The sequence below is a fragment of the Bradyrhizobium diazoefficiens USDA 110 genome, from assembly GCF_000011365.1.
Taxonomy (GTDB): domain Bacteria; phylum Pseudomonadota; class Alphaproteobacteria; order Rhizobiales; family Xanthobacteraceae; genus Bradyrhizobium; species Bradyrhizobium diazoefficiens.
Genome location: NC_004463.1, coordinates 1,452,492 through 1,477,221, shown reverse-complemented (window position 1 = coordinate 1,477,221; position 24,730 = coordinate 1,452,492). Strand labels below are relative to the sequence as shown.

General features: G+C 65.8%; 25 protein-coding genes, 1 tRNA gene and 1 pseudogene. 12 read left to right on the top strand and 15 right to left on the bottom strand.

Going from position 1 to position 24,730, the window contains the following annotated elements; translation table 11 throughout:
- Positions 1 to 7: 7 nt before the first annotated feature.
- Positions 8 to 911: pseudogene (locus BJA_RS43960) on the bottom strand (autotransporter outer membrane beta-barrel domain-containing protein); the annotation flags it as partial.
- A complete protein-coding gene (locus tag BJA_RS43545) occupies positions 863 to 1,873 on the bottom strand; it encodes a hypothetical protein (RefSeq protein WP_063921387.1) in 1,011 nt (336 codons plus the stop codon). The pseudogene BJA_RS43960 and the gene BJA_RS43545, both read right to left, overlap by 49 nt.
- A gap of 404 nt (positions 1,874 to 2,277) precedes the next feature.
- Here BJA_RS43545 and BJA_RS06925 point away from each other — a divergent pair, with 404 nt between their 5' ends.
- Together BJA_RS06925 and BJA_RS06920 are read left to right on the top strand one after the other, a co-directional pair.
- Positions 2,278 to 3,297, top strand: coding sequence for a helix-turn-helix domain-containing protein (locus BJA_RS06925; RefSeq protein ID WP_161537180.1), 1,020 nt, complete (start codon positions 2,278 to 2,280; stop codon positions 3,295 to 3,297).
- A gap of 110 nt (positions 3,298 to 3,407) precedes the next feature.
- Positions 3,408 to 4,031: an HAD family hydrolase gene (locus BJA_RS06920; protein WP_038965345.1), complete on the top strand. Its 624-nt coding sequence runs from the start codon at positions 3,408 to 3,410 to the stop codon at positions 4,029 to 4,031.
- Positions 4,032 to 4,055: 24 nt separating this feature from the next.
- Here BJA_RS06920 and BJA_RS06915 read toward each other — a convergent pair whose 3' ends face one another.
- From BJA_RS06915 to BJA_RS06890, 6 genes are all read right to left on the bottom strand, one after another.
- The gene (locus BJA_RS06915) at positions 4,056 to 5,024 is read right to left on the bottom strand and encodes an ABC transporter ATP-binding protein (protein ID WP_011084175.1); all 969 of its coding nucleotides are present in this window, start codon (positions 5,022 to 5,024) and stop codon (positions 4,056 to 4,058) included.
- Positions 5,021 to 6,016: an ABC transporter ATP-binding protein gene (locus BJA_RS06910; RefSeq protein ID WP_011084174.1), complete on the bottom strand. Its 996-nt coding sequence runs from the start codon at positions 6,014 to 6,016 to the stop codon at positions 5,021 to 5,023. Before BJA_RS06910 ends, BJA_RS06915 begins: the two co-directional genes overlap by 4 nt.
- Complete coding sequence (locus BJA_RS06905; protein ID WP_011084173.1) at positions 6,016 to 6,933, bottom strand: ABC transporter permease; 918 nt, start codon at positions 6,931 to 6,933, stop codon at positions 6,016 to 6,018. Before BJA_RS06905 ends, BJA_RS06910 begins: the two co-directional genes overlap by 1 nt.
- Positions 6,899 to 7,858 carry an ABC transporter permease gene (locus BJA_RS06900; RefSeq protein ID WP_011084172.1) on the bottom strand — a complete coding sequence of 320 codons (960 nt, stop codon included), beginning with the start codon at positions 7,856 to 7,858 and terminating at the stop codon, positions 6,899 to 6,901. Before BJA_RS06900 ends, BJA_RS06905 begins: the two co-directional genes overlap by 35 nt.
- A gap of 29 nt (positions 7,859 to 7,887) precedes the next feature.
- Positions 7,888 to 9,678, bottom strand: a complete 1,791-nt coding sequence (locus BJA_RS06895) for a peptide ABC transporter substrate-binding protein (protein WP_063921386.1) — start codon at positions 9,676 to 9,678, stop codon at positions 7,888 to 7,890.
- A gap of 262 nt (positions 9,679 to 9,940) precedes the next feature.
- A complete protein-coding gene (locus tag BJA_RS06890) occupies positions 9,941 to 11,359 on the bottom strand; it encodes a M20 family metallopeptidase (protein ID WP_038965348.1) in 1,419 nt (472 codons plus the stop codon).
- 293 nt (positions 11,360 to 11,652) lie between these two features.
- On the opposite strand from BJA_RS06890, the gene BJA_RS06885 reads away from it, so the two are divergent.
- The 3 genes from BJA_RS06885 (at position 11,653) to BJA_RS06875 (ending at position 14,012) form a co-directional block, all read left to right on the top strand.
- Positions 11,653 to 12,624: a S1C family serine protease gene (locus tag BJA_RS06885; RefSeq protein WP_011084169.1), complete on the top strand. Its 972-nt coding sequence runs from the start codon at positions 11,653 to 11,655 to the stop codon at positions 12,622 to 12,624.
- Positions 12,625 to 12,652: 28 nt separating this feature from the next.
- Positions 12,653 to 13,720, top strand: coding sequence for a phospholipase (locus BJA_RS06880; protein ID WP_011084168.1), 1,068 nt, complete (start codon positions 12,653 to 12,655; stop codon positions 13,718 to 13,720).
- Between the two features lie 85 nt (positions 13,721 to 13,805).
- Complete coding sequence (locus tag BJA_RS06875) at positions 13,806 to 14,012, top strand: hypothetical protein (RefSeq protein WP_027544339.1); 207 nt, start codon at positions 13,806 to 13,808, stop codon at positions 14,010 to 14,012.
- 81 nt (positions 14,013 to 14,093) lie between these two features.
- Here the strand turns inward: BJA_RS06875 and BJA_RS06870 are convergent, their stop codons facing one another.
- From BJA_RS06870 to BJA_RS06850, 5 genes are all read right to left on the bottom strand, one after another.
- Positions 14,094 to 14,753, bottom strand: a complete 660-nt coding sequence (locus BJA_RS06870) for a DsbA family protein (RefSeq protein ID WP_038965344.1) — start codon at positions 14,751 to 14,753, stop codon at positions 14,094 to 14,096.
- An 88-nt stretch (positions 14,754 to 14,841) separates the two neighbouring features.
- Complete coding sequence (locus BJA_RS06865; RefSeq protein WP_011084166.1) at positions 14,842 to 15,564, bottom strand: LrgB family protein; 723 nt, start codon at positions 15,562 to 15,564, stop codon at positions 14,842 to 14,844.
- Complete coding sequence (locus BJA_RS06860) at positions 15,561 to 15,944, bottom strand: CidA/LrgA family protein (protein ID WP_011084165.1); 384 nt, start codon at positions 15,942 to 15,944, stop codon at positions 15,561 to 15,563. Before BJA_RS06860 ends, BJA_RS06865 begins: the two co-directional genes overlap by 4 nt.
- A 44-nt stretch (positions 15,945 to 15,988) precedes the next feature.
- On the bottom strand, positions 15,989 to 16,465 hold the full coding sequence (locus tag BJA_RS06855; RefSeq protein WP_011084164.1) for a PaaI family thioesterase: 477 nt from the start codon (positions 16,463 to 16,465) through the stop codon (positions 15,989 to 15,991).
- 3 nt (positions 16,466 to 16,468) lie between these two features.
- Positions 16,469 to 16,897 carry an acyl-CoA thioesterase gene (locus tag BJA_RS06850; RefSeq protein ID WP_011084163.1) on the bottom strand — a complete coding sequence of 143 codons (429 nt, stop codon included), beginning with the start codon at positions 16,895 to 16,897 and terminating at the stop codon, positions 16,469 to 16,471.
- A gap of 111 nt (positions 16,898 to 17,008) precedes the next feature.
- On the opposite strand from BJA_RS06850, the gene BJA_RS06845 reads away from it, so the two are divergent.
- Positions 17,009 to 17,557 carry a TetR/AcrR family transcriptional regulator gene (locus BJA_RS06845; RefSeq protein WP_011084162.1) on the top strand — a complete coding sequence of 183 codons (549 nt, stop codon included), beginning with the start codon at positions 17,009 to 17,011 and terminating at the stop codon, positions 17,555 to 17,557.
- A gap of 147 nt (positions 17,558 to 17,704) precedes the next feature.
- Here the strand turns inward: BJA_RS06845 and BJA_RS06840 are convergent, their stop codons facing one another.
- The gene (locus BJA_RS06840; protein ID WP_011084161.1) at positions 17,705 to 18,202 is read right to left on the bottom strand and encodes a hypothetical protein; all 498 of its coding nucleotides are present in this window, start codon (positions 18,200 to 18,202) and stop codon (positions 17,705 to 17,707) included.
- Between the two features lie 201 nt (positions 18,203 to 18,403).
- Here BJA_RS06840 and BJA_RS06835 point away from each other — a divergent pair, with 201 nt between their 5' ends.
- Complete coding sequence (locus tag BJA_RS06835) at positions 18,404 to 18,691, top strand: PsiF family protein (RefSeq protein ID WP_028173573.1); 288 nt, start codon at positions 18,404 to 18,406, stop codon at positions 18,689 to 18,691.
- Between the two features lie 93 nt (positions 18,692 to 18,784).
- Complete coding sequence (locus BJA_RS06830) at positions 18,785 to 19,870, top strand: AbrB family transcriptional regulator (RefSeq protein ID WP_011084159.1); 1,086 nt, start codon at positions 18,785 to 18,787, stop codon at positions 19,868 to 19,870.
- A 118-nt stretch (positions 19,871 to 19,988) separates the two neighbouring features.
- Here BJA_RS06830 and BJA_RS06825 read toward each other — a convergent pair whose 3' ends face one another.
- Positions 19,989 to 20,531, bottom strand: a complete 543-nt coding sequence (locus tag BJA_RS06825) for a disulfide bond formation protein B (protein WP_011084158.1) — start codon at positions 20,529 to 20,531, stop codon at positions 19,989 to 19,991.
- A gap of 156 nt (positions 20,532 to 20,687) precedes the next feature.
- Between BJA_RS06825 and BJA_RS06820 the strand changes: the two genes are divergently transcribed.
- The 4 genes from BJA_RS06820 to BJA_RS06805 all read left to right on the top strand — a co-directional run bounded on the left by BJA_RS06820 (position 20,688) and on the right by BJA_RS06805 (position 24,666).
- Positions 20,688 to 20,772: transfer RNA gene (locus BJA_RS06820), tRNA-Leu, on the top strand.
- A 172-nt stretch (positions 20,773 to 20,944) separates the two neighbouring features.
- Positions 20,945 to 21,247, top strand: a complete 303-nt coding sequence (locus tag BJA_RS06815) for a hypothetical protein (RefSeq protein ID WP_011084157.1) — start codon at positions 20,945 to 20,947, stop codon at positions 21,245 to 21,247.
- 158 nt (positions 21,248 to 21,405) lie between these two features.
- A complete protein-coding gene (locus tag BJA_RS06810; protein WP_028173576.1) occupies positions 21,406 to 21,639 on the top strand; it encodes a hypothetical protein in 234 nt (77 codons plus the stop codon).
- Positions 21,640 to 21,939: 300 nt separating this feature from the next.
- Positions 21,940 to 24,666, top strand: a complete 2,727-nt coding sequence (locus tag BJA_RS06805; RefSeq protein ID WP_038965347.1) for a DUF2235 domain-containing protein — start codon at positions 21,940 to 21,942, stop codon at positions 24,664 to 24,666.
- Positions 24,667 to 24,730 lie beyond the last annotated feature (64 nt).

The window sequence follows — 24,730 nt, the reverse complement described above, 5'->3', positions numbered from 1 at the left end:
CGCCGGCCTACCAGGCGTAGCGAACGCTGCCCTTGCCGGCGTAGCTGCGGGTGACGTTCGAGAACTCGCCTTCGAAGCTCGCCGCCGCGGACCAGCCGCTCAGCCAGCTCATCTCCACGGAAGCCGTGGTGAGCGCGGAGTCACGAGCCTGCGCAGCGCCGTTGACGACGAAGCTCGCGCCCGGCAGCGCCTGGAAGGTCGCGGCAATCGAGCGGTCCGGATTGAAATCATGCGCCCATGCGAGGCGGCCGCGCAGCGTCAGCACGCCGGCCTGCATGGCGAAGGATCTGTCGGTGCGCAGGCCCAGCTCGCTGCGGGTGTCCGTGACGGTCCTGGCGGCATAGCGCAAGGCGAATGCGGCGGAGCCGGCAACGGCCTGCTCGGCATAGGCCGGCAGATCGAGCGTCGTGAACTGTAGCGCGCCATAGGGTGTGATGCCGATCCCGCCGATCCACGGCGCGACATGGAGAATACGCATTGGCGTCGAACTCGGCTCGCAGGTGATCGGCGCCTGCGGTCGTTACAGTACGGTCGGTCGTGATGGCCTGCCAGCCATAGGCCAGCGCCGCCGACAGATAAGCCGACCCGCTCGTGTGTCGCAGATAGGCGGCGGCCTGGAACAGGTCGGAGCGGCCCGAGCCGAGGCCGTTCACACCGAAGCTGGTGCCACCACCGGCGAGCGCGAAGCCAAGCAACGTGTACGGTGAGAGCCGATAGTCGGCTCCGACCACGGTGCCAACGATGCGGCTGGTCGCTGCATTTGAACCGCCCGCCGCGTTGCCGTCGGTCGACTGCGACCCGCCGAAGCCCGCGGCCCACACGCTCCAGCGTTGCGCAAAGGTCTGCGGCGGGGCTTTTGTCATCATCGCGAATGCGTCAGCGCGTTTGAAAGATCGCCCTGAACGGCCACCGTCCCGCCGCTCTGCACGAAGATGGCACCGCCGGCACCGAGGCCACCACCACCGGAGTTGGATCCGGTCCCACCACTGCCGCCATTGCCGGCGCCAAAGCCGCCGCTCCCGGCAGCCGTGATCCCGCCGCCGCCGCCTCCCCCGAAGCCGCCGGCACCGCCGGTCGAGGTGGACAATCCGGCTGCCGAGCCACCTCCGCCGCCGTAGCCGCCCGAACCGCCCGTTGTTGCTCCGCCCGCATTGGCACCGCCACCGCCAAAACCGCCCGCGCCTCCAGCCACGGGCCCCCCGCCGGACGAACCACCGCCGCCACCGCTGGCGAAACCACCGGCGCCTCCGGTCTGGGGACCACTACCGCCGTTATGCACCCCACCGCTCGAACCGCCGGCAGTGCCCGAGCTGTTGGCGTCCGAGCCGACGAATAGTCCACCGCCTCCAGCCGGAGTCAGAGGATAGGACTTGCCGCCCATGCCGCCCCCGCCGCCCACCTCTCCGAAGTTGTCCACGACGCCGCCGCCCTTGGCCTGCGTGTTCGAGACGGCGACGTTCGACAAGGTCAATGCGCCGTTGCTGGAGACGAAGACCGCGCCGCCGAGTCCGGCGCCGGCACCGGAGCCCAAACCGGCTCCGCCCTGCGCCACCGCATTGGCGATGGTCAGGCTCTTCAGTGTCACCGAATAGGTCGAGCCGGTGGTCCCGGCATCGCCGATGAAGAACGGCCGGTAGGTGCCGGCGCCGCTGATGGTCGGGTTGTTACCATTGCCGTCAATGGTGATGTTCTTGGTGATGATCGGCAGCTCGCTCAGGAGCGTGATGGTACCGCTGACCTGAAACAGGATGGTGTCGCCGCTCGTGGCGCTGACGATCTCCCCCCGCAGGCTGCCGGCGCCGCTGTCGGCCGTGGAGGTCACCACCAGCGTCGCTGCGCGCGCCGCACCGGACAGGCCGAAGAACGATGCCATGACCGCAACACTTGCGAGCGCTGCACACCGGCGTGCACCAAGCCGAAGGCTCGTCTGCCCGATCGACAGGCACGAGGGCGGACGCAATCTGGTCGTCACGAAGAGCCTCGGACGCAAGCTGCGTGGCAACGCTGGTGATCTCGACGCGTCGTTAGCAGACTGGACACCTGCACAATGTGCCCGGTGTCTCAGGCGTGGATTTCGGTGAACAGTGATGCATGTGCGGCACATCGAGGCCGCGCGCCCGCAGCCTCGTCGAACGCCCTCATCGTCCGACGTCGCTTGCGTCCTCGTTGCCGAACCGCTACATGCGGGGGCGATGCTGGTCTGCTGCCGGGCTCAGAACATTAAGGCGCGCGACCTCGTCGAGGCGTGATGCGGACGAGACGGCGGTGAACAAGACGATGCTGGCGGACGACCCCGAACACGGGCCGAGCGCGCTGAGACAGTTGCGCGCGATGACCGTGGACATCTGCGATGTCATTGCGCTCACCGACGAGAACGATTTCCACATCACCACAACGACAGTGATGGCCGGCAACGCATTGCTGGTCGATTCTCGCGCCACTGACCTCGAATACGACCGGACGCCTGCGCACATCGCACGCGGCGGCCTCGACCACTATCAGATGACCCTCTGCATCGAAGGCGAGATGCGGTTCAGCTCCGGTCGCCGCGAGGTGACGTTGCGGCCCGGTGACATTTGCCTGCTCGACATGGCGCAGCCGAACCGGACGGTGTTTCGCGGCGGTAGCGGACGCACCCACCTGATGGCAATCATCGTGCAACGGTCGATGCTGGCGCCACGGCTCGCGCATCCGGATTCGGCGACGGCTACCCTGTTGCCGTCAGACCACCCTCACGCGCGCCTGCTCGCAAGCCATTACGCAGCGCTTGCGCTGCCGCCTGAGCCAGAGGCGGGCAGCGTCGAGGCCACGATCGAGGCCATCGCCGACATCGTTGCCGCGGCTGCGGGCGGTACGGCCGACATCGCCGAAGGCGTCGAGCGGGCCGAGCGACATCTTTATCTGGCAATGATCAAGCGCCGCATCGCGGACAATCTCGAGACCGACGCGCTCGGCGTAAGCGAGCTCTGCCGCCATTTCCAGATTTCGCGCGCGACGCTTTACCGGCTGTTCGAGGCAGATGGCGGGCTGGCGCATTACGTGAGAGAGCAGCGGCTCAATCTCGCCTTTCAGCGGCTGTTGTCGCCGGCGGCGCAGGACAAACGTCTAATCGACCTCGCTGTCGGCTTGCGGTTCAGCAGCGACTCCACCTTCATCCGGGCGTTTCGCCGCAAGTTCGGCCTGACGCCGGGCGAGCTCAGGGAGCTGACCGACACGTGGCTCCGCGAGACCGGAGCGATCCCGGCTTTCGATACAGTGTTGCACCAGCTGGCCCGCCGCCGCGCATCACGATCGTAGAGGTGTCGCGCTCATCTCGGAGCTCGGCCCGGCCTGGATTTGTCGTCCACGTTCCAGCGGGATATGACTACGAATCGACCGGACATTTAAGCCAATCCGAGAGTGCTACCGTGACTGACGCGATCAAGCTCGTCCTCTTCGACATGGACAATGTCCTGTGCAACTACGACAGGGGACAGCGTGTGGCATGCCTGGCGGAGCTCGCGGGATCGACCAGCGAGCTCGTCCACAAGGCAATCTGGGACAGCGGATTCGAGCTGCTCGGCGATTCCGGCGCTCTCGACGCCCCTGACTATCTGCGGGGCTTTGGCGAACGCATGGGCTATCCGCTGTCGCTCGACGAGTGGGTGGAGGCGCGGCGCCGCTCGATGCAGCCCGATCACGCGATGCTGGAGATTGCCCGACGTCTGCGCAAGACCGTCGATATTGCCGTCCTGACCAACAATACCACGCTGGTCGCCGACCACATCGACACGCTGCTGCCGGACTTGCGGCCGCTGTTCGGCTCCCGGATCTACACTTCGGCCCAGTTCAAGACGGCAAAGCCGGACCCGCGCTGCTATCGCCGCTGCCTGGCCGAGCTCGACGTGATGCCGCAGACCGTGCTGTTCGTCGACGATCTCCCGGCCAATGTTGCCGGCGCGCGCGAGGCGGGCCTGTTCGCGCATCACCACACGTCGGTGGAGGCTTTCAGGCAGGCCCTCTCGGCGCACGGCCTGCTTCAGGGCGAATGAATACGCCTTCCGCTTTGCCCGGCCTCAGGCGAGATGGCACGCCACGAAGTGACCGCCAGCGCCCTCCTTCAGCTCGGGCGCGCTCTCCGCGCAGCGCGGCTGGGCGATCGGACAGCGGGTGTGGAAGTGGCAGCCTGACGGCGGCTTCATCGGGCTCGGCACGTCGCCCTTGAGGCGGATGCGCTCACGCTTGAGCTTGGGATCGGGCACCGGCACCGCTGACAACAGCGCCCTGGTGTAGGGGTGCTGCGGGTTGCGGTAGAGGTCGCTGGCTTTCGCCAGCTCGACGATGCGGCCGAGATACATCACCGCGACGCGGTCGGAGATGTGCTCGACCACCGAGAGGTCGTGCGCGACGAAGAGATAGGTGAGGTTCAGCTCGGCCTGGAGATCCTCCAGCAGATTGATGACCTGCGCCTGGATCGACACGTCGAGCGCGGAGACCGGCTCGTCGCAGACGATCAGCTTCGGCTCGACCGCGAGCGCCCGCGCGATCACGATGCGCTGGCGCTGGCCGCCGGAGAATTCGTGCGGGTAGCGGCGCATGTGCTCGGCCTTGAGGCCGACCTTGACCAGCAGGCTCGCGACGCGCTCCTCCCGCTCCTTGGCCGATGAGCCGAGCTTGTGGATGACGAGCGCCTCGCCGAGAATCGTACCCACCGTCATGCGCGGATTGAGCGAGGCAAACGGATCCTGGAACACGAGCTGCATGTTCCGCCGCATCGCGCGCAGATCGTTGCCGCCGAGCTGGCGCACGTCCTGGCCGTCGAAGGTGACCTCGCCGTCGGTCGGCTCGATCAGGCGCAGCACGCAGCGCCCCGTCGTCGACTTGCCGCAGCCGGATTCACCGACGAGACCGAGCGTCTCGCCGCGATTGACCGAGAACGACACGCCGTCGACCGCATAGACGCTGCCGACCTGGCGTGACAGCAAGCCGCCGAGAACGGGGAAATGCTTCTTCAGACCGCTGACGCGGAGCAAGGGTTCGCTCATGGCGCGGCTCCCAACTGCGTATCCCCCAGGTGACAGGCCATGCGGTGGCCGGGCGAGACCTCGCGGAGCAGCGGCTCCTTCTCGGTGCAGACGTTCATGGCGAACTTGCAGCGCGGCGCGAAGCGGCAGCCGACCGGCGGATTGATCAGGATCGGCACCGAGCCGCCGATCGCCTCCAGCCGCGTCTTGTGCTCGCTGTCGAGGTCGATGCGCGGGATCGAGCGGATCAGGCCTTGCGTATAGGGATGGCGGGGATCGGCGAAGAGATCGTCGACGCTCGCCTCCTCCACCACCTTGCCGGCATACATCACGACGACGCGCTGCGCGGTCTCGGCGACGACGCCCATGGCATGGGTGATCAGCATCACCGCCATGCCGAAGCGCTCCTTCATGTCCTGCAAGAGGTCGAGGATCTGGGCCTGGATGGTGACGTCGAGCGCCGTGGTGGGCTCGTCGGCGATGATCAGCTTCGGCTTGCAGGCGAGCGCCATCGCGATCATCACGCGTTGGCGCATGCCGCCGGAGAACTGGTGCGGGTAGTTGTGCACGCGGCCTTCGGCGTTGGGGATCTGCACCAGCTTGAGCATCTCAATGGTGCGCTCGAGCGCCTGCTTCTTCGTCACCGCTTCATGCCGGCGCAGGCTCTCGGCGATCTGCTCGCCGACGGTGAGCACCGGGTTGAGCGAGGTCATCGGCTCCTGAAAGATGAAGCCGATCTCCTTGGCGCGGATCTCGTCGAGCTGATTGCTCGTCAGCGGCACGAGATCGCGGCCTTCGAAGATGATCTGGCCGGCGGCGATGCGGCCGGGCGGCATCGCGATCAGTTTCAGGATCGACATCGCCGTCACGGTCTTGCCGCAGCCGGACTCGCCGACGACACAGAGCGTCTCGCCGCGGTTGATGGAGATGTCGACGCCGTCGACGGCCTGCAGGATGCCGTCGTCGGTGGAGAAATGGGTTTTCAGGCCCTTGATCTCGAGCAGCGGCGCCATCAGATCACCCGTCGCGCATCGAGCGCGTCACGCAGGCCGTCGCCGATGAAGTTGATGGCGACCACCGCGATGAAGATCGCGCCGCCCGGAAACAGCGCCCAGTGCGGACCGATATCGAGGAAGTCCTTGGCGTCGTACAGCAGCCGCCCCCAAGTCGGGGTGTCCGGCGGAAAGCCGAGGCCGAGGAAGGACAATGTCGATTCCGCGATGATGGCGGCGGCGACGTCGATGGTGCCAGCGATGATCACCGGACCGAGCGCATTGGGCAGGATGTGGCGCACCACCTGCCGCACCGGGCTGGCGCCGAGCGCGCGCGCGGCCTCGACGAACTCCTTCTCGCGGATCGACAGGAACTGCGCGCGCACGAGGCGGGCGACCGGCATCCAGCGCAGGCCCCCGATCACGAGCACGATCAGGATGAAGATGCCGCCCTCGGGGCCGAACGCGGCCTTGAGCCCGTCGCGGAACAGATAGATCAGCAGCAGCAGCAGCGGCAGCTGCGGCAGCGACAAGAAGAGATCGGTGAGCCACATCAGCCCGTGACCGACCGCACCGCGCGACATGCCGGCAAGCGCACCGATCAGCGTGCCGACGAACACCGAGACCAGCATCGCGGCAAGGCCGACCGCGAGCGAGATGCGCCCGCCATAGATCATGCGGGCGAGGATGTCCTGCCCGAGATCGTCGGTGCCGAAGGGATGGGCGAGCGAGGGCCCCTGCATGCCCGCCACGATGTCGATGTCGTCGATCTTGACCCGCCAGACGAAGGGGCCGGCGACCACCGCCAGCACCAGAATGAGGAGCAGGAACGCACTGACCACGGCAAGCTTGTGGCGGCTATAGCGCCGCCACGTCTCGCGCCAGGGCGAGTAGATGCGCCGCTCAGCGGAGGGAGATGCGAGGGTCAAGCCAGCCATACAGGACGTCCGCGATGAGATTGAACAGGACCACAAGACACGCGAAGACGAAGGTGACGGCCATCACCACCGGCGTGTCGTTGGAAAGGATGGAGGAGATCAGCAGCGAGCCGATGCCGGGGATGCGGAAGATCTGCTCGGTGACGATGGCGCCGCCGAACACCGCCGGCATCTGGAGCGCGATCAGCGTGACGACCGGGATCATCGCATTGCGCATCACATGCTTGACGATGACCTTGGCCTGCCCAAGTCCCTTTGCACGCGCCGTGGTGACGTAGTCGAGCCGGATCACGTCCAGCATCGCCGAGCGCACGAAGCGCGTCATCGACGCCGCCTGGAACAGGCCGAGCACCGCCACCGGCATGATCGCCTGCCGGATCATCTCGAGCACCCAGCGGATGCCGGTGGCCTTGATGTCGCTGGAATAGACGAAGGGCAGCCAGTCCAGCGTGACCGAGAAGATCAGGATGAAGAGGATGCCGGTGAAGAAGGTGGGCAGCGAGAAACCGACGAAGGCCAGCACGTTGGCGATCTGGTCAAACAGTGAATACGGCTTGGTCGCCGCGTAGACGCCGACCGGAATCGCGATCAGGAGCGCCAGGATCTGCGCCGAGCCGATCACATAGAGCGTCGCCGGCAGGCGCTGGAGGATGAGCGCATCGACGTTCATCCGGCTGACGAAGGAAAACCCCCAATCGCCATGCGCCATGGCGGAGAGCCAGTGCAGGTAGCGCAGATAGATCGGATCGTCGAGGCCGAACTTCGCCCGAAGCGCGGCAGCGACTTCGGGCGGTACGTTCGGATTGGTCGCCAGTTCCGAAAACGGATCGCCGGGGGCGAGCGCCAGCACGACGAACAGCACGAGCGAAATGCCGAGCAGGCTCGGAATGGCGATCAGCAGGCGACGCAGGACATATTGACTCATAGGGAAAGACCCCGCCTAGGCCTGCGCGATCATACCTCCCGGTACCAGTCGAACAGGTTGTCGGTCTCGTTCGCCCAACCGCTGACCACGCAAACCAGGTTGTTGGCAGCGGCCTCCACCTTGAGGCGATGCTGCACCGGGATGAACACGGTGTCCCCGATCAGGATATCGTTAGCCTTGATGTAGAGCGCCGCGCGCTTGACCGGGTCCATCTCGCCTTCCGCGGCCAGGATCGTGTCGTCATACTCCTTGTTGACGTAGCGCGGGAAATTCTGTCCCTGCCACTTGTTCTCCTTGGTCGCCACATTCGCCGACATATAGCGCCGCATGTGCTGGGACGGATCCGGCTGGCTCATCGGGATCTGGAACATCTCCATGTCGGCATAGAACTTCGGGTAGATGTCGGGATTGCCGGCGTCGGAGGAGAAGAACACCGAGGCGACGACCGACTTCAGCTCGACGTCGATGCCAGCCTTCTGGCAGGCCTGCTTGACGATGGCCTGGGTCTTCTGGCGCGGGCCGTTGATCGAAGTCTGGTACAGAAGCTTCAGCTTCTTGCCGTCCTTCTCGCGGATGCCGTCCGCACCCGGTTTCCAGCCGGCGTCATCCAGCATCTTCGACGCCTTCTCGATGCTGAATTCCCAGCTCGTGTTCTTGGAGACGAACTTTTCGGGGCCGTTGAGGAAGTTCGCCGTGGTGCGGCCTGCGCGGCCGTAGATCACCTTCTTCACCGCTTCACGATCGACCAGCATCGCCAGCGCCTTGCGTATGGCGGGATCGGAGAACAGCGGGTGCTTCGTCTTCATCGAAGAGCGCTCGCCATCGACCTCGGTGTTCGGGTCGGTGAAATTCAGCGCGATGAACTCGGTGTCTCCGCCCACGGCGTAGATGGCCTTGCCCTTGCCGCCCTTCTCCAGGCGCAACAGCACGTCGTCTTCGACCTGGATGTTATAGCCGAAATCGTATTCGCCGGTCTGGATCACCGCGCGCGCCGCCGAGACGGCATCGCCGCCGCCCTTCATTTCGAGCGTGTCGAAATACGGACGGTTCGGCATGTGATAGTCGGGATTGAGCTCACCGCGGACGAGATCGCCCGGCTTGAACTCGAGGAATTTGTACGGGCCGGTGCCGACCGGCGAGAGGTTGTTCGGCGCCTCACGGGACTTCGCGCCTTTGTAATCCGCGAACAGATGCTTGGGGATGATGGTGTTCGGAGCCCCGACGAAAGCATCGGCCCAGAACGGCGTCGGCTTGTTGAAAAGGATGCGGACCGTGAGGTCATCCACCTTCTCGACGACGATGTCGCGATAGGTCGCAATGGTGACCGCGGAGGTCGCGGGATCCTTGGCGTATTCCCAGTTGAACACGACGTCGTCGGCGGTGAACGGCTTGCCGTCGTGCCATTTGACGCCGGGCTTGAGCTTCCAGGTGACCGACTTGCCGTCGGCGGCGAGGCCGCCGTTCTGGATCGACGGGATTTCGGCGGCCAGAACCAGCTTCATGTTGCCGTCCGGATCCCAACAGGCAAGCGGCTCGTAGAACAGGCGCGAACCGTCCTGGTCCTTGGTGCCGGTGGCGAAATGCGGATTGAGCAGGGTCGGCCCCTGCCACCACAACAGCTTCAGCGCACCGCCGCCGCCGCGCTTGGTCGGCTTGTAGGTCGAAACGCCCTCCGCCATGGCGACGCCGCCCAGCGCGAGGATCTGGTTGGCCAGCGGTGCGGTCAGACCGACAGCGGCAAGACGCTGGATGAAGGCACGGCGATCCATCCGTCCGTCCTTCACTTGGCCGATCATCGAACGCAGTTCTTTATCCAGCATGGTTTGTCCCCCGTCTGGTTCCCGAATGGATGCAGGCGGCCGCGATGCGACCGCCGGGTTTTGTCTGGCCGTAGATGGCACACCGAATAGGCCGCCCGTCAACTGCGACTGTGTGTATGCAAACGGTGTTCTGGCTGTCCGTTGGGCAAAACTGCGTTCCGCAGCCCAAGCGTTCGGCAATCCGGCGTCAAAACAAGCCGGAATCCACGCTGCACTGCGGAAAATTTGTTCGCCGGATCAGACGAAGTATCGAGACGAAATTCTACACCACGGACATATCCAGTGGCGGCGCGACATGGTCCGGCAGCGGACAGACGTAAGGTGTCTTGGCTGTTCGCCTCGCAAGGTCGGCTTTCGCGGCCTTGATCAGCTCCGGTTCCGTGAGCGCCTTGATGCCGATACCCGCCATCGCCTTGGCGGCCTGCACCATGGCCTTGTGGGCATGCGGGCTCTTGCCCTGCGCCACCACCTGCCAGGTGTGGAACGGCGTGCCGATTGCAACCGTCGGTGCGTGAACCTGCACGGTCGGCACCACCCAGCTCACGTCGCCAACGTCGGTCGAGCCGACCAGCGGGTTGCGCTTGGCATCGAGCGGCACCAGGAAGTCGGCCAGCGGCCGATCGGTCGGCTCCATCCCGATCGCGTAGTAGACCGAGGCGATGTCCTTGTCGCTCAGCGTCGATCGGATCTGGGTGGCAAACCCCTTGTCCGCGTCGTCGAAATGCGGCGGTCCGAGCTCTTCCATGACCCGATGCAGCGCCTGCTCCAGCGGCGTATTCGGCAGAATGTTGGACACCGCGGAGATAATCTTCATCTCCACCTTGGTCTCGGTCATCAGCGCCGCGCCGTCCGCGATCTTGCTCACGCGGCCGACCAGCTCGTTCATGCCGGGCAGATCGCGGGCGCGGATCGAGTAGCGCACGCGCGCATGCGCCTGCACCACGTTGGGCGCAATGCCGCCGGTGTCGAGCAGCGCGTAATGCACCCGCGCGTCGCTCGGCATGTGCTCGCGCATGTAGTTCACGCCGACATTCATCAGCTCCACCGCATCGAGCGCGGAACGGCCGAGATGCGGCGAGGCGGCCGCATGCGAGGTGCGGCCTGTGAAAATGAAGTCGGCGCGCGTGTTCGCGAGCGACGGCGTCACCGCCACTTCCCAGAAGCTGTGCGGATGCCAGGTGATGGCGATGTCGGCATCCTCGAACGCGCCGGAGCGCACCATGAACGCCTTTGCCGCGCCGCCTTCTTCAGCCGGGCAGCCGTAGTAGCGCACGCGGCCCGGCACCTTGTTCTCGGCGAGCCAGTCCTTCGCCGCGGTCGCGGCGAGCAGCGCCGCAGAACCGAGCAGATTATGACCGCAGCCATGGCCATGGCCGCCGGTCTCGACCGGACGATGTTCCGCCACGCCCGCCTCCTGGCTGAGGCCCGGCAGCGCGTCATATTCCCCCATGAAGGCGATGACCGGTCCGCCCTCGCCCCACTCGCCCATCAGCGCGGTCGGAATGCCCGCGACGTTCTCGGTGATACGGAAGCCCTGATGGCGCAGTTCGGCGAGATGCTCGGCGGCGGACCGCGCCTCGGTGTAACAAACCTCCGGCATGCCCCAGACCTTGTCGCTGAGGTCGATGAAACGCGCCTTGATCGTGTCGACGCCACGCCAGATGTCGCTGCGGTTGTCCATGTTTCGGTCCGTGATCTCTTGGTCAAACGAAGCGGCAATGGTTAGCAGCTTCATTACACGGCGCCTAGCACCTCGCCGGACAGCAGCCATGCGGCGGATGCCGGATCGAAGGACCGCCGGGCCGCCAACCGCGCGCGAAACGGTCCCGCGCCTTTCGAAGATTTCACACGGCGTTCTGCTGAATAGTTGGGAAACGAGGCTTTCAAGACGGCCCTCTCCGGCCTAAATTATCCATGCTTCGCGCGTCGTTCCGCTAGCCACGGCGGAGCGATGCACTCAGCCAGGAGAACTCCATGCCCGCCCTGACCGAATGGAGAGTGCCGCCGGCCAATCAGCCGCGTGCGAGCGAATACGGTTTCGATCTCGACCGCGCGCTCGCGTCCGTCGTCGGCCTGCACGCCATCATCCCGCCGGACGCGTTCAGCGCAGAGACGCTGGGCACCGAGCGCGCCGGCAACGGCGTCGTCATCGACGACGGGCTGGTGCTGACCATCGGCTATCTCATCACCGAGGCGGAATCGGTGTGGCTGCACCTCGCCGACGGGCGCGTCGTCGAGGGACATGCCCTCGGTTTCGATTCGGTCACCGGCTTCGGCCTCGTGCAGGCGCTGGGTGAGCTCGACGTCGAACCCTTGCCGCTCGGCAGCTCGGCGGAGACCCGGGTCGGCGACCGCGTCGTGGTCGGCGGCGCCGGCGGCCGCACGCGATCGGTTGCGAGCCAGATCGTGGCCAAGCAGGAATTCGCCGGTTACTGGGAATATCTGCTGGATGAGGCCGTCTTCACACATCCCGCGCACCCGAACTGGGGCGGCACCGGCTTGCTCAACGAGCGCGGCGAGTTGATCGGCATCGGCTCGCTCCAGCTCGAGCGCGAACGCGACGGCAAGGCCGAGCACGTCAACATGATCGTGCCGATCGACCTGTTGAAGCCGATCCTGGAGGATCTGCGCAAGTTCGGCCGCGTCAACAAGCCGTCGCGGCCCTGGCTCGGACTCTATTCAACCGAGATCGACAACCGCGTGGTGGTGATCGGGATCTCCGCCAACGGGCCGGCCGCCCGCGCCGAGCTCAAGACCGGCGACGTCATCCTCGCCGTCGACGGCGAGAAGATCATCAGCCAGACCGCCTTCTACAAGAAGATGTGGGCGCTCGGCGCCGCCGGCGTCGACGTCCCGCTCACCGTGCATCATGAAGGCGTCACCTTCGACGTCACGGTGACTTCGACCGACCGCTTCAAGCTGTTGAAGGCGCCGAAGCTGCACTGACCGGCCGAACTGAAGCAAGGAAGCGGCGATGACCGAGGCCGTCGTTGACGACATCGTGGCCGTGCTGCCGCCGCTGCTGAACGCGCTGGAGGCGCTCGGCTTCTTCACCCGTCACCTGCATCCGCCGGCCTTCGCGTCCGTGATGAACGCGATCGGCGCGCCGGACGACGCACTGCAAGCCGCACATTCGGCGATCGGCACCTGGCCTGAACAATTCGCCGGCTTGCGCGACCGGCTCGATGGTGCCTGCAACGAGACGCTCGCCGCCTTTGCCGGCATTCGCGAGGTCGAGCGCGGCAACGGCGATCTCGTCGCCGTCTTCCGCGCACTGCGCCACGTGCCGCGCGCGCTGGAGGCGCTTTATCCGCTTGCCCTGCAGTTTCCGCCGGTCAGCAGCTTCTTCCTCAACGCCGCGAGGCGCGAGGACGAAATTCTGCTGGCACGGCTCGAGGCCGGCGCGGGCGAGCACGGCGGCATCTTCCACGATCACAACGAGCCCGGCAGCCGCGGCGGCTTCTCGGTCTATGTCCCCGAATATTATTCGCCGGAGCGCGCGATGCCGCTGGTGATGGCGCTGCATGGCGGCAGCGGCAATGGCCGTGGATTCCTGTGGAGCTGGCTCCGCGATGCCCGCAGCGTGGGTGCGATCCTGGTGGCGCCGACTGCGACCGGTCAAACCTGGGCGCTGATGGGCGACGACACTGATACGCCCAACCTCATGCGCATCCTCGAGACTGTGCGCAGCCGCTGGTCCATCGACGGCTCGCGCATGCTGCTGACCGGCATGAGCGACGGAGGCACGTTCTGCTACGTCAGCGGGCTCGATGGCGCATCGCCCTTTACGCATCTCGCGCCGGTGTCGGCGACCTTCCACCCGCTGATGGCGGAGATGGCGGATGCTGCGCGCCTGCAGCGCCTGCCGATCTTCATCACCCACGGCAAGCTCGACTGGATGTTTCCTGTGCAGACCGCGCGACAGACGCAAGCGGCGCTCTCCGCCGCCGGCGCCGACGTCGTTTATCGCGAGATCGACGATCTCAGCCACACCTATCCGCGCGAGATCAATGCGGAGCTGCTGGCGTGGCTGAACGGATAATGAACAACCTCTCCTTAGATGCGCCGCATGGCCGCGGAACCATCGCGCCGTGCCGACGTTATCGGCGCGACACCGGAGGTTCGCTATGAAGACTTTTTTCGGAATGATTTTGGGCGCGCTGCTTCTCGCGGGCGGCGTCTATGTCTATGACTCCATGCAGACCTCATCCGTCGCCAATGGCGAGGTCGCGACCACCAATCGCACCATCGTGAACTGGGATGTCGCAAAGGCCGACTGGGATGCTCTGCGCGATCGCGCGCACAAGGACTGGGTCCGCATCTCGTCGAAGTAACCTCGCTGACATCATGAACAAGGCGCCGTCGCGGTCCGCGGCGGCGCCTTCGTATTGGGCGTGTCAGTTGCGGCGAGCGCCTTAGTTCATCTTGGCCTTGCGCGCGTCGGCGATGACCTGCTCGAATTCGGTCATGCTGAGCACGCCGGGCACGCGGTACTTGCCGACAATGAAGGCCGGGGTGCCGCGGAAGCCGAAGGCTTCGGCCTGCTCGTTGTTGCGCTTGAGGATGGTGTCGATGTCCTTGGCGTGGTCGGTGAGATCGCGCTTCAGCCGGTCCATGTCGACGCCGGCAGCCGCCAGAAGCTCATTGATGCGCGGCTCGGTCAGGCGCGAGCTGACGCCCATCATGGCGTCATGGGCCTGATGGTACTTGTCTTGGAATTTCGCCGCGAGCGCGATCCGCGCCGCCGTGACCGACACCGGCCCGAGGATCGGCCAGTCCTTCATCACCAGCCTCACCTTGCCGTCGTCCTGGACGACCTGGCGCAGTTCGGGCTCGAGCTTGCGGCAATAGGGGCAATTGTAGTCGGACCATTCGACGATGGTGATATTGCCCTCGGGATTGCCGGCGACGGGCGTGTCCGGATCGCGCAGCACCTTGGTTTCGGTCAGCACCTCGTCATCGGCGGCGGCTGCCAGCGCCGAGGTGATGCCGCCCGCCGCGAGGGCGCCCGCCCCGATCAGCGTCAGCGCGGCGCGCCGCGTCGGCACAAGGCCCTTATTCCTGAATCCAGCCATATCTCGTCCCATTTCGGTCCCATCCCCCCCAAATACGGTTGGGGACCGGGAAGTGTTACGCCTCATATAGAGTGTCGCAGCGGCGATGTCATCGCACCAGCAGCGTGACCGCCAGCGGGACCAGGAACGAGGTCACCAAAGCGTTCAGGCTCATGGCGATGCCGGAAAAGACGCCGGCGATCTCGTCGACCTGGAACGCGCGCGCGGTGCCGATGCCGTGCGCGGCAAGGCCGGCGGCAAATCCGCGCGCCCGGAAATCGGTGACGCCGGTGCGGTTCATCAGCGGCGTCACGATGATCGCACCCATGATGCCGGTGAGGATGACCGCAACCGCCGCCAGCGAAGGATCGGCGTGCAGGGATTCGGCGATGCCCATGGCAACGCCGGCCGTGACCGATTTCGGCGCCAGCGACAGCACGACGTCGCGCGGCAGCCCGGCGAGCTCGGCCAGCAGCACCACCGACACCACCGCCGTGACCGAGCCGGCAACGAGCGCTACCAGCATCGGCACGATGGATGAGACCACGCGCTTGCGGTTCTCGTAGAGCGGCACGGCGAGCGCGACGGTGGCGGGCCCCAGCAGGAAATGCACGAACTGCGCACCGGCGAAATAGGTAGTGTAGGAGGTGCCCGTTACGAGCAGGAACACACCGATGATCCACATCGCATGCAGCACGGGATTGGCGAGCGGATGGCGCCGGCTCGCCAGCGACACCGCATCCGTGCTCGCATAGACCAGCAGGGTCACGGTCAGCCACAGCAGCGGAGACTGCGAGAGATAGACCCAGAGCGAGAACGGGTTGTCCTTCATCGGGCGTCCTGTTGCCTCAGGAGGCGGCTGACGAGGCGGAAGGCGAGCACCGTCGCAAGCAGCGTGACAACCACGGAGAGCGCGAGCACGAGGATGATGGCGACGCCGTGCGATGCGAGCAGATCGAGCTCCTGGACGACGCCGACGCCGGCCGGCACGAACAGCAGCGACAGATGAGCCAGCAATCCCTTGCTGGCGGTCTCCACGCCGCCGTTGCGCAACGGCCCGCGCGCCAGCAGCGCAAGGCGGTCGCGCGCGAGCAGCAGGATCAGCAGCAGCAGCAGGCCGAGCACGGGTCCCGGCAGCGGCAGGCCGAGGCCGCGCACGACGGCTTCGCCGATCAACTGGCAGAGCAGGATGAGGCCGAGACTTGCGAGCATGACGATCGCATCAAGGGATGCGCCGGCAGGCTTGTCAATCGCCGCTATGCGCGGGACGCACGCACCTCGGGCGAAGCCGCAACGCGGGGCAGCATCGCCATCAGGGTGCCGGTCATGGTGGCGATCAGCGTGGTCTTGCCCTCGTGCTCGGCAAAGACCCTGGCCTCGCAGAAGGTCAGCGTGCGGCCGGGCTTGACCACCTCGGCCCTGAAGACGAAGCGCGTGCCGCGGGCGGGTGCGAGCAGCGTGGTCTTGAACTCGACGGTGAGGATATCGGCCTTGTGCGGCATCAGGGTGAAGGCGGCAACGCCGCAGGCATTGTCGAGCCCGGCCGTGATGATGCCGGCATGGATAAATCCGTTCTGCTGCGTGAATTCAGGCGAATGCAGCATCGCCAGCTCGACCTCGCCCGGCCCAAGGCGGACGATCGTGATGCCGAGCGAGCGCATCGCCGGCTGGCCGTCGAACATGGCGATGGCCGCGGCGCGATAGCCCGGGTTTTTCGGCTCGAACGCGGTCATGGCTCAAGCCTCGGCCGGTTCGGCAAGATGCCTCAAAGCGGCGTCGCGGATGGCATCGGTGAACGGCGCGGACCTTCGCAGCTCACGGTCCATATGCACGCCCGTGATCTCGCAGAACGCAGCGATCTCGCCGGTCTCGGCGTTCGTCATGTCGTGCCGGAAGCGGATCGACTTGTCGCGAACCTCGAGCAGGTGGCTGCGGATCTCGACGATGTCGCCGGCCAGCAGCTCACGCTTGTAGGTGATGTTCTGCTGCACGGCGGCCATGCCGCGACCGGTGCTGCGCAAGTAGCTCGGCGTCAGCCCAAGGCGGGCGAACAGATTCCAGTTGGCCTCGTCGAATTTGCCGACATACCACATGATGTTCATGTGGCCGACATGATCGCATTGCCACGGATAGACCGTGCCGCGATAGGTTGCCTCCTGCTCCATCGCAATTTCTCCCTGCGCTTTTCTGCCCCTTGATTGTTGATACGGTAGCGTATCAGGGCCTCGCCGCGTTAGCAATACGGTACCGTATCAAGAACCGGATGGGCTTTCTTCATGAGCGACGGCAAGGGCGATGTCTGGGTCGAGGCGGGATTTACCGAGCTCGCCCGCTCGGGGGTCGAGGGGGTGCGGGTCGAGGTGCTCGCCAAGAACCTCGGCGTCACCAAGGGCGGCTTCTACCGCCGCTTCGCCGACCGCGCCGCGTTGCTCGCGGCCATGCTGGAGCGCTGGCGCGAGGGGCGCACGGCGGCGATCGCGCAGCAGACGAGCCTCGACGGGCAGGCGCCCCGCGAACGGCTGAAGGCGGTGATCCAGCTCTACTCCGAGCGGCTCAACCCGGAAGGCATGGCGATCGAGCTGGCGATCCGGCAATGGGCCCGTTCGGACGAGAACGCCGCGGCGGCGGTGGCGAGCGTGGATGCGGCGCGGCTCAAGCACGTCGCCGAACTCTATCGCGCGACCGGCCTCGAGGCCGAGGAGGCCGAGGCGCAGGCCTTCCTGTTCTACTGCTTCATCTTCGGCCAGAGCCTGCTGTTCGTCGAGCGCGGTCCGCGCAAGCGATCGCAGCTCGTGGCGAAATCGGCCGAGAAGCTGCTGATCTAAAGCGCGATGCGATCAGGACGAATCGCCATCGCGCTTTAGACCATTGTTTGAGCATGATCTTTCCGGAAAACCGCTGTGTAGTTTTCCGGATCATGCCTCAGCCGAAATGGCCGGAGCCTCGCTCCGGCCATCGCGTCAAGTCGAAGCTCAGGCGGCGCCCTTCAGCTTCTTGTTGCATTCGCTGTAATAGCCGCCGCCCTTCTCGATCCACTTCATGCCGCCATTGCCGTTGGTGGTCTTGTTGGCGTTGTACTGGTCGACGCAGGTGTGCAGGCGGGCCTTGCCGGCAGTTTCCTTGGCGTATTTCGGATCGATCGCGTTCGGATAGATCGCGGGACCGGCAGGCAGGCTCGGCGCCGGCGCGGCGGCGGGGGCTGCCTCCTTCTTCGCCTGCTTCGGCTCTGCAGGAGCGGCGGGCGCAGCCGGAGCAGCCGCGGTCGGCGCAGCGGCAGGCGTCGCGTCCGCGCCGCACTGGGCCTTGCGGAAGTCATTCCACTTCATGGTGCCGAGCGAGCCGTCCTTTTTGGCCGCCTGATATTTCGCGCTGCACTCCTGCGAGGTCAGCGCCTGTGCCGGCGCGGCGGCCACCAATGCCGCGACACCCGACGCCACGATCGCACACAACAATTTTGCCTGAATGGTCATCCCTAGGTCTCCTCCTTGGTCTTCCCCGACGGAAGTTAAACGAGGATTGCTATCCTAGCGTGCCGGTCGCTTGCGACAAGGATGCGATGGCTTTCGCCGCCAAAATATAGTGATCCCGTCACTCGGCTCATTCATGTCGCGTTCAGCAACGCGAGCCGACGTTCCAGCCCTTCGCCATTTTCCCAAGAAGAGTGCAACACCATGACCCTCGCCTCTCGCCTCGCCGCCGTCGCCCTCGCCTCCCTGCTCGCCACCGGCACCGCCTTTGCGCAGACCGCCGCGCCGGCCGCCAAGACCGACACCAAGACCACAACCGCCGCGCCCACGGACAAGAAGGCACCAAAGGAGCACTCGGCCGAGTCGCTCGAATGCTCCAAGCAGGCGGATGCCAAGGGGCTGCATGGCAAGGAGCGCAAGAAATTCCGCTCCGAATGCATCAAGACCGCCAAGGCCGGCTCGGCCGCGCCGGCTGCCGCGGACAAAAAGTAAATCAGTCACCCCCCGGCTTCGGCGAGACGCGTGCGCATTGCGGCATGACCTAGCCGCAATTGTGCGCTTCTCGCCGATTTGCGATAAGGTGGCGTGAAGCAAATCACCGCCTCCCTGCCGTTCGAACGGCCGAGCCGTGCCAAGATATTGAGCACGGTGGAGACACTCGTCATCGGCACTGCCGGCGGCCTCGTGTTTCTCGTCGCCAATCTCCCCGGTGGGCTGATCTCGGGCTCGATGATCGCGGTTGGTATCGCCGCGATCGCCGGCCGCCAGCTGACGCTGCCGCCGATCCTGACCCAGACCGTGCTGGTGCTGCTCGGCATCTCGCTGGGCTCAGTCGTCTCGCGCCACCTGATCCAGCAAGTCAGCGCCTATCCGCTCACCATCTGCCTGCTCGCACTTGCAACCTTCTGCTCGACCTTCGGTTCGAGCTATTACCTCCAGCGCGTCCATGGCTGGGATCGCACCTCGGCCTTCCTCGCCGGCAGCCCCGGCGCGCTGTCGCAGATCACGATTTTGGCGGTCGAGCGCGGCGCCGACCTGCCGGGCATCGCGGTGGTGCAGACCATGCGCGTCATCATCCTCACTGCGGCGCTGCCGATGGTGCTGGCGTTCGCGGGCGTGGCGCCTTCCGCTGCGCCGTCCCTGACGACGGCCATTGCCTCGCCGCTCGATCTCGTGGAGCTGGTCGCGGCCTCGCTGGCTGCGGCGCTCATCCTGCGGCTGGTCAGGTTTCCGGCGAGCTGGATGTTCGGCGCGATGATCGCCTCCAGCGTGCTGCATGGCGCCGGCTGGGTCGAGGGCGGCCTGCCGAACTGGGTGCGCGGCGTGGCGCTGATCGGCATCGGCGCCCTGATCGGCAGCCGTTTCGCGCGGATGCGAATCAAGACCCTCGCCGGCCACATCAACGCGGCGCTGGGATCATTTGCCGTGGCAATCGCCGTCTCGGCGATCTTCGTCGGCATCGTCGCCCTCACCACGCAGGTGAAGTTCTCGGACGTCGTCGTCGCCTTCGCGCCGGGCGCGATGGACGCCATGCTGGCCCTGGCCCTGACGCTGCACATCGACCCGATCTTCGTCGGCGCCCATCACCTGTCGCGCTTCGTGTTCGTGACGATAGCGACGCCCGGCATCGTGCACCTGTTCGGGCGCACGCAGGACGACGTGGACGATTGAGCGGACGCAGCTCGCGTAGGGTGGGCAAAGCGCAGCGTGCCCACCAACAACTGGCGTGAATGTTGATGAATGGTGGGCACGGCGCGTAAGGAGCGCACCTTTGCCCACCCTACGGCAGCTACGTACGCTTCGCCGTCGCTGCAAATCCCCAGGCGGCGATGGCGGCCATCAGCAGCGAGATCAGCACGTTGTAGCCGGCGAGCGAAAGGCCGAGGAAGCGCCACTGCACCTCGTCGCAGCGCACCACCTTCACGGTGTCGAGCCGCGAGAGCAGATCATTGGCGCTGCCGAGATTGACCACGGGGCCGGAGCAGTCGGTCGGCCCCTTCCAAAACCCCCATTCGACGCCGGAATGGTAGGTGCCGAGCCCGGCATTGGCGAGCGTCGCCAGCGCGAGGATCGCAAGCCCCGCGAGCAGCAGCGGTCGCGGCGCGCCGCTCCTCGCCGCAAGCGCGGTCAGCGCGCCGAGCGGGATCGCGAGATAATAGGCGTAGCGCTGCTCCAGGCAGAGCGGACAAGGCACAATCCCCAGCACAAGCTGGAAAAACCAGGCGCCCGCGATCGTGGCTGCCGCAATCAGCGTGACGAGCAGCGAGGCGATCAGGGCGGGGCTCGTGGCCGCCGGCTTGAATGCAGGTATTGCGGCACTCTGGGTCGTCACGGCAGCCTCTTCCGGTCGGTCGCTTTCCTTAGCCTCTAACCCCGGCCCAAGCGGCTGTCGAGAACAGCCGGGATCACTTTGGCGCGGGTTGACCCCGCTTTGTCCATGGCTATAGTCCGCCGGCTTCGCGACGCCCGCTTTGGGGGCCGACCGAGGGCCCCTGTGGCGGAACTGGTAGACGCGCTCGACTCAAAATCGAGTTCCGCAAGGAGTGCTGGTTCGATTCCGGCCAGGGGCACCACGCTTCGCCCTTCGGGCTTCGCGTGGCGCAGCCATGCGAGACCGAAGGGCGAAGCGTGTCCGGCGAAGCCTCTTGGCGAAGACGGACTGGCTCAACGTAGCTCAATCCCTTCCCATCCTCCCGTCCCCACTTTATAAACCGGTAGCTTCTTCCGTCATTCGAAGAGGCTCACATGAACGACCTGCACACGTGGCTTTCGCAGCAGCACCACGGTTTGCGCACCTTCCGGATCTTTCAGCAGAAGCTCGAGATGCTCGGCCGGGACCATCCATCCCAGCGCGGCCTGTGCCGCCTGTTGAGCGGTCTCGTCGGCAGCTATGTCGAGGCCTTTGACGAGGCCCCGCTGCCGATCGAAATTGCCGACGGCGCCTATCGCCGCCTGCTGGCGCTGGTCGCAAGCATCGATCTGAACGCCGACGCGGACCGGCGGCTCGCCGACATCAACCGGGTTGCGGAGAGTCGGCTCTGGCAGTGACGAGAAAGTGCCGCCTGCAACCAGCGTCGGCCCTCCCCTACGCGCTGTGCCGGCAGAAGGCCGCGCGCGTGCCGGAACGAACGATCGGCGGCGCGTTCGACTTCGCCAAGTCGATACCTATATCCTGCAGCAACGTGGTGTTGCAGCGAGCAGCTTTGATGGCCAGGAGACGCACGACGGAAGCCGACATCGACGACCTCCCCCGCTATTTCGTCTGGGTCCGAGGCCTCGAAGGCCCCGAGCCGCAGAAATGGACGGCGATGGATTTCGGCATCGGCGACTGGAAGCGGCCACTCGTGCTGGCCTTTCTGGAGCTGCCGGAAGGCGAGCGGCACCTGCCGCTGTCGGCACTGGCGCGGCGCTATCCGCCGCCGCGGGTGGAGACATTGTAGGCTTGTAGAGTGGGTTGGGCGAAGCCGTAACCCACCACTTCCCTACGCTGACGCTAACCACCCTACGCCGATCGACATCGCCTCCCCTCGCCGTCCGGCACGCCGACCAGCAAAACCAAATGCTTTTCGCGACCGTCATTCCGCGACGTCCGACCGCGGCGAGACCGCGCGTTCCTGCTTGCTACCTCAGCGGGACTATGCGCAGAATACATCCCATTTTATAAACGCAATCGTTGATTGAGTCCGAGGAGTGCCGGCTCGGGCCTGAAGCGCTTCCTCGTGAAATTGCCGGAGCAGCCCATGCCAGATCAGGATGGCGCGCGGACCGCTGGTACTGCCGAACCGGAACACCCGCTTAGCAGGATGAATGCCGGCGGGACGGCCGACGCCGCCCGGTCGAAACGCAAGCTCGTGCTGTTCGCCGACGGCACGGGCAATGCGTTCACAGCCCAGGAATCCAGCGTCTGGCGTCTCTATGAGGCGCTCGACCACACCCAGCCGGACCAGATCACCCACTACATCAAGGGCGTCGGCACCGCCGGCTGGGCGCCGCTCGCCGCGCTCGACGGCGCAACCGGTTTCGGCGTGCCCTCCAACGTCCGCAAGCTCTACCGCTTCCTGTGCTGGAACTGGCGCGAGGGCGACGAGATCTACATCTTCGGCTTCAGCCGCGGCGCCTTCACCGCGCGCACGCTGGCGTCCATGATCGCGAGCCAGGGCCTGGTGCCGGCGGAGATCGAAGGCACGCCGGTGTCGCATGAGGAGATGGGGCGCAACGCCATGGCCGCGTGGCGGGAATACCGCCGCGACACCGTGCCATGGAAGAAGAGCCTGCCGACGATCTGGATCGCGCGCTTCATCCGCGATTTCCTGCTCTATCTCTATCATTCGATCTGCGGGCACCGTTCCTACGCCGATGTCCGGGCGGCGATGAACGGTCGCAAGGACGTCGACATCGAATTCATGGGACTGTTCGACACGGTCGAGGCCTTCGGCGTCCCGATCGAGGAGTTGCGCGTCGCGATCGACTGGGCGATCTGGCCGATCTCGTTCCGCAATCACCGGCCCTCGCGCAAGGTGAAGCACATCTGTCATGCGCTGGCGCTGGACGACGAGCGCACCACCTTCCATCCGCTGCGGATCGACCAGAGCCATTTGGCGGCCGACCAGACGGTCAAGGAAGTGTGGTTCACCGGCGTCCATTCCGACATCGGCGGCGGCTACCCGGATTCCACGCTGTCCTTCGTGCCGCTGGTCTGGATGACCGATCAGCTCGAAGGCCGGCTCCGTTTCCAGGACGGCGAGATCGAGCACTTCAGGGACTACCAATCGGCGATCGGACCGAAGCACGATTCGCGCAGCGGCGCCGCCGTGCTCTACCGTTACGGACCACGCCCAGTCCTCGCCGGTGAGGTCAATGGCGGGCTGCCGGTGGTGCACTTCGCCGTCATCGAACGCATGCTGTTCGGCTGCGACGACTACGCGCCGATCATGCTGCCGGCGGACGCGCTGGTGCTGATGCCGGACGGCAGCAAGCTGAACCTCATCGCGGACAGTACCCGCGGAGTGATGAAGCAGGCCTATCTGGCGAAAGCCAAGGGCCCGCGGCGCGAAAGCGAGGCCGAAGCCTTCACGCGCATGAACACGCCCAGCGCCGAAATGGCCAGGCTCACGCGCGACACCGTGTGGTGGCGGCGCGTCGCCTATTTCTCGCTGCTGTTCATGGTCGGCGTGATCGCGGTCTGGCCGTGGATCGCCCGCAGCCTGATCGGGGTGTCGAAGGATAACGGTCTGCAAGGCACCGTGGTGCTGCACGTCATCGCCACCATCGATTGGCTCGTTGGCGCCGTGCTGGGCCCGCTCGCCAATCTCGTCAGGAACGTTCTGCCATCCTATGCGGCGCCGTGGCTCGACATCACGCTGTATTACCCGTTCGCCACCTCGACCGTCCTGGCCATCACCTACCTGATCTGGCGCAGGAACACGGTGCTGCGCGACACCATCCAGGAACGCGCGCGGCTGGCCTGGAGCAGGCCGCACCGCATGGCAAGCCGGCGGCATGTCGACGAGCCCGGCATGCTGCTCCGCTTCGCCCGATGGATGCGGCTGAATGCGGGGCCGGCCCGCTGGTTCTTCGTCAGGCTCGTGCTGCCGGGCATCTTCCTGTTCATCATCTTCTACGCCGCACTGCTGATCGGAGCGACCAGCGTCTTCACGGCCCGCACCGCGACCGGAAATATCTGCGCGACGCCCGGGCCGGAGGCCGGGACGCCGGTGCCCGACGAGCCGGTCGATGCGCCCGGCCGCTTCGCGACGAGGGAGTTTTGCTGGTGGAGCGGCCTTGCGGTCGAGAAGGGCCGCAAATACCGCGTCTGGGTCGAGATCGAGGATCCCTGGTTCGACCGCACCATCATGAGCGGCACGAACGGCTTCATGACCTCTTTCACGCCTCACTACCTCGCCCTGCCGACGCTCCGTCAGTTCGGCGCCGCCTGGTTCCAGCCCGTGGTGCGCATCGGCACGAAGGGAATGAGCGACATTCCGCTGCAGGCCGTCAACGTCATGCCGGCCGAGGAATTGCCGCGCCGGATGAATCCGACCATTCCGGCCGAGGACGATGCGGACAAGCGCAAGGGCAGGTATCCGACCAAGCTGGACAAGACGAAGGAGTTCGAGGCACTCCCCGACAAAAATCCGCTCAAGCTCGCGGTCAGCAAGCTCGGACCTTTCGACCCGGTGCCGAAGGATCCCACGGCGCGCACGATCTGGGAGGACCAGAAACTGTCGGGACGGCTGGTGGCCGAATTCGTCGCGCCCGACGCCGGCGATCTGTTCTTCTACGTCAACGACGCCGTGCAGATTTACCCAGCACTGCTGCCGGCAGCGTTGCGGCCGGCGATGCTCGACGCGGTCCAGGGGCCCTATGAGCAGTTCTACAAGAACAATGCCGGCACCGCGCGCATCATCGTGCAGCGACTGCCGAGCCTGCCGATGCCGACGGACAAACCGGCCGCGACGAAGCAGTAGGCGTCCGGGACGCCGCCTCATTGCGGCCCCCATGATTATGGGTGTCGCGGCGTGCCTGCTGCGG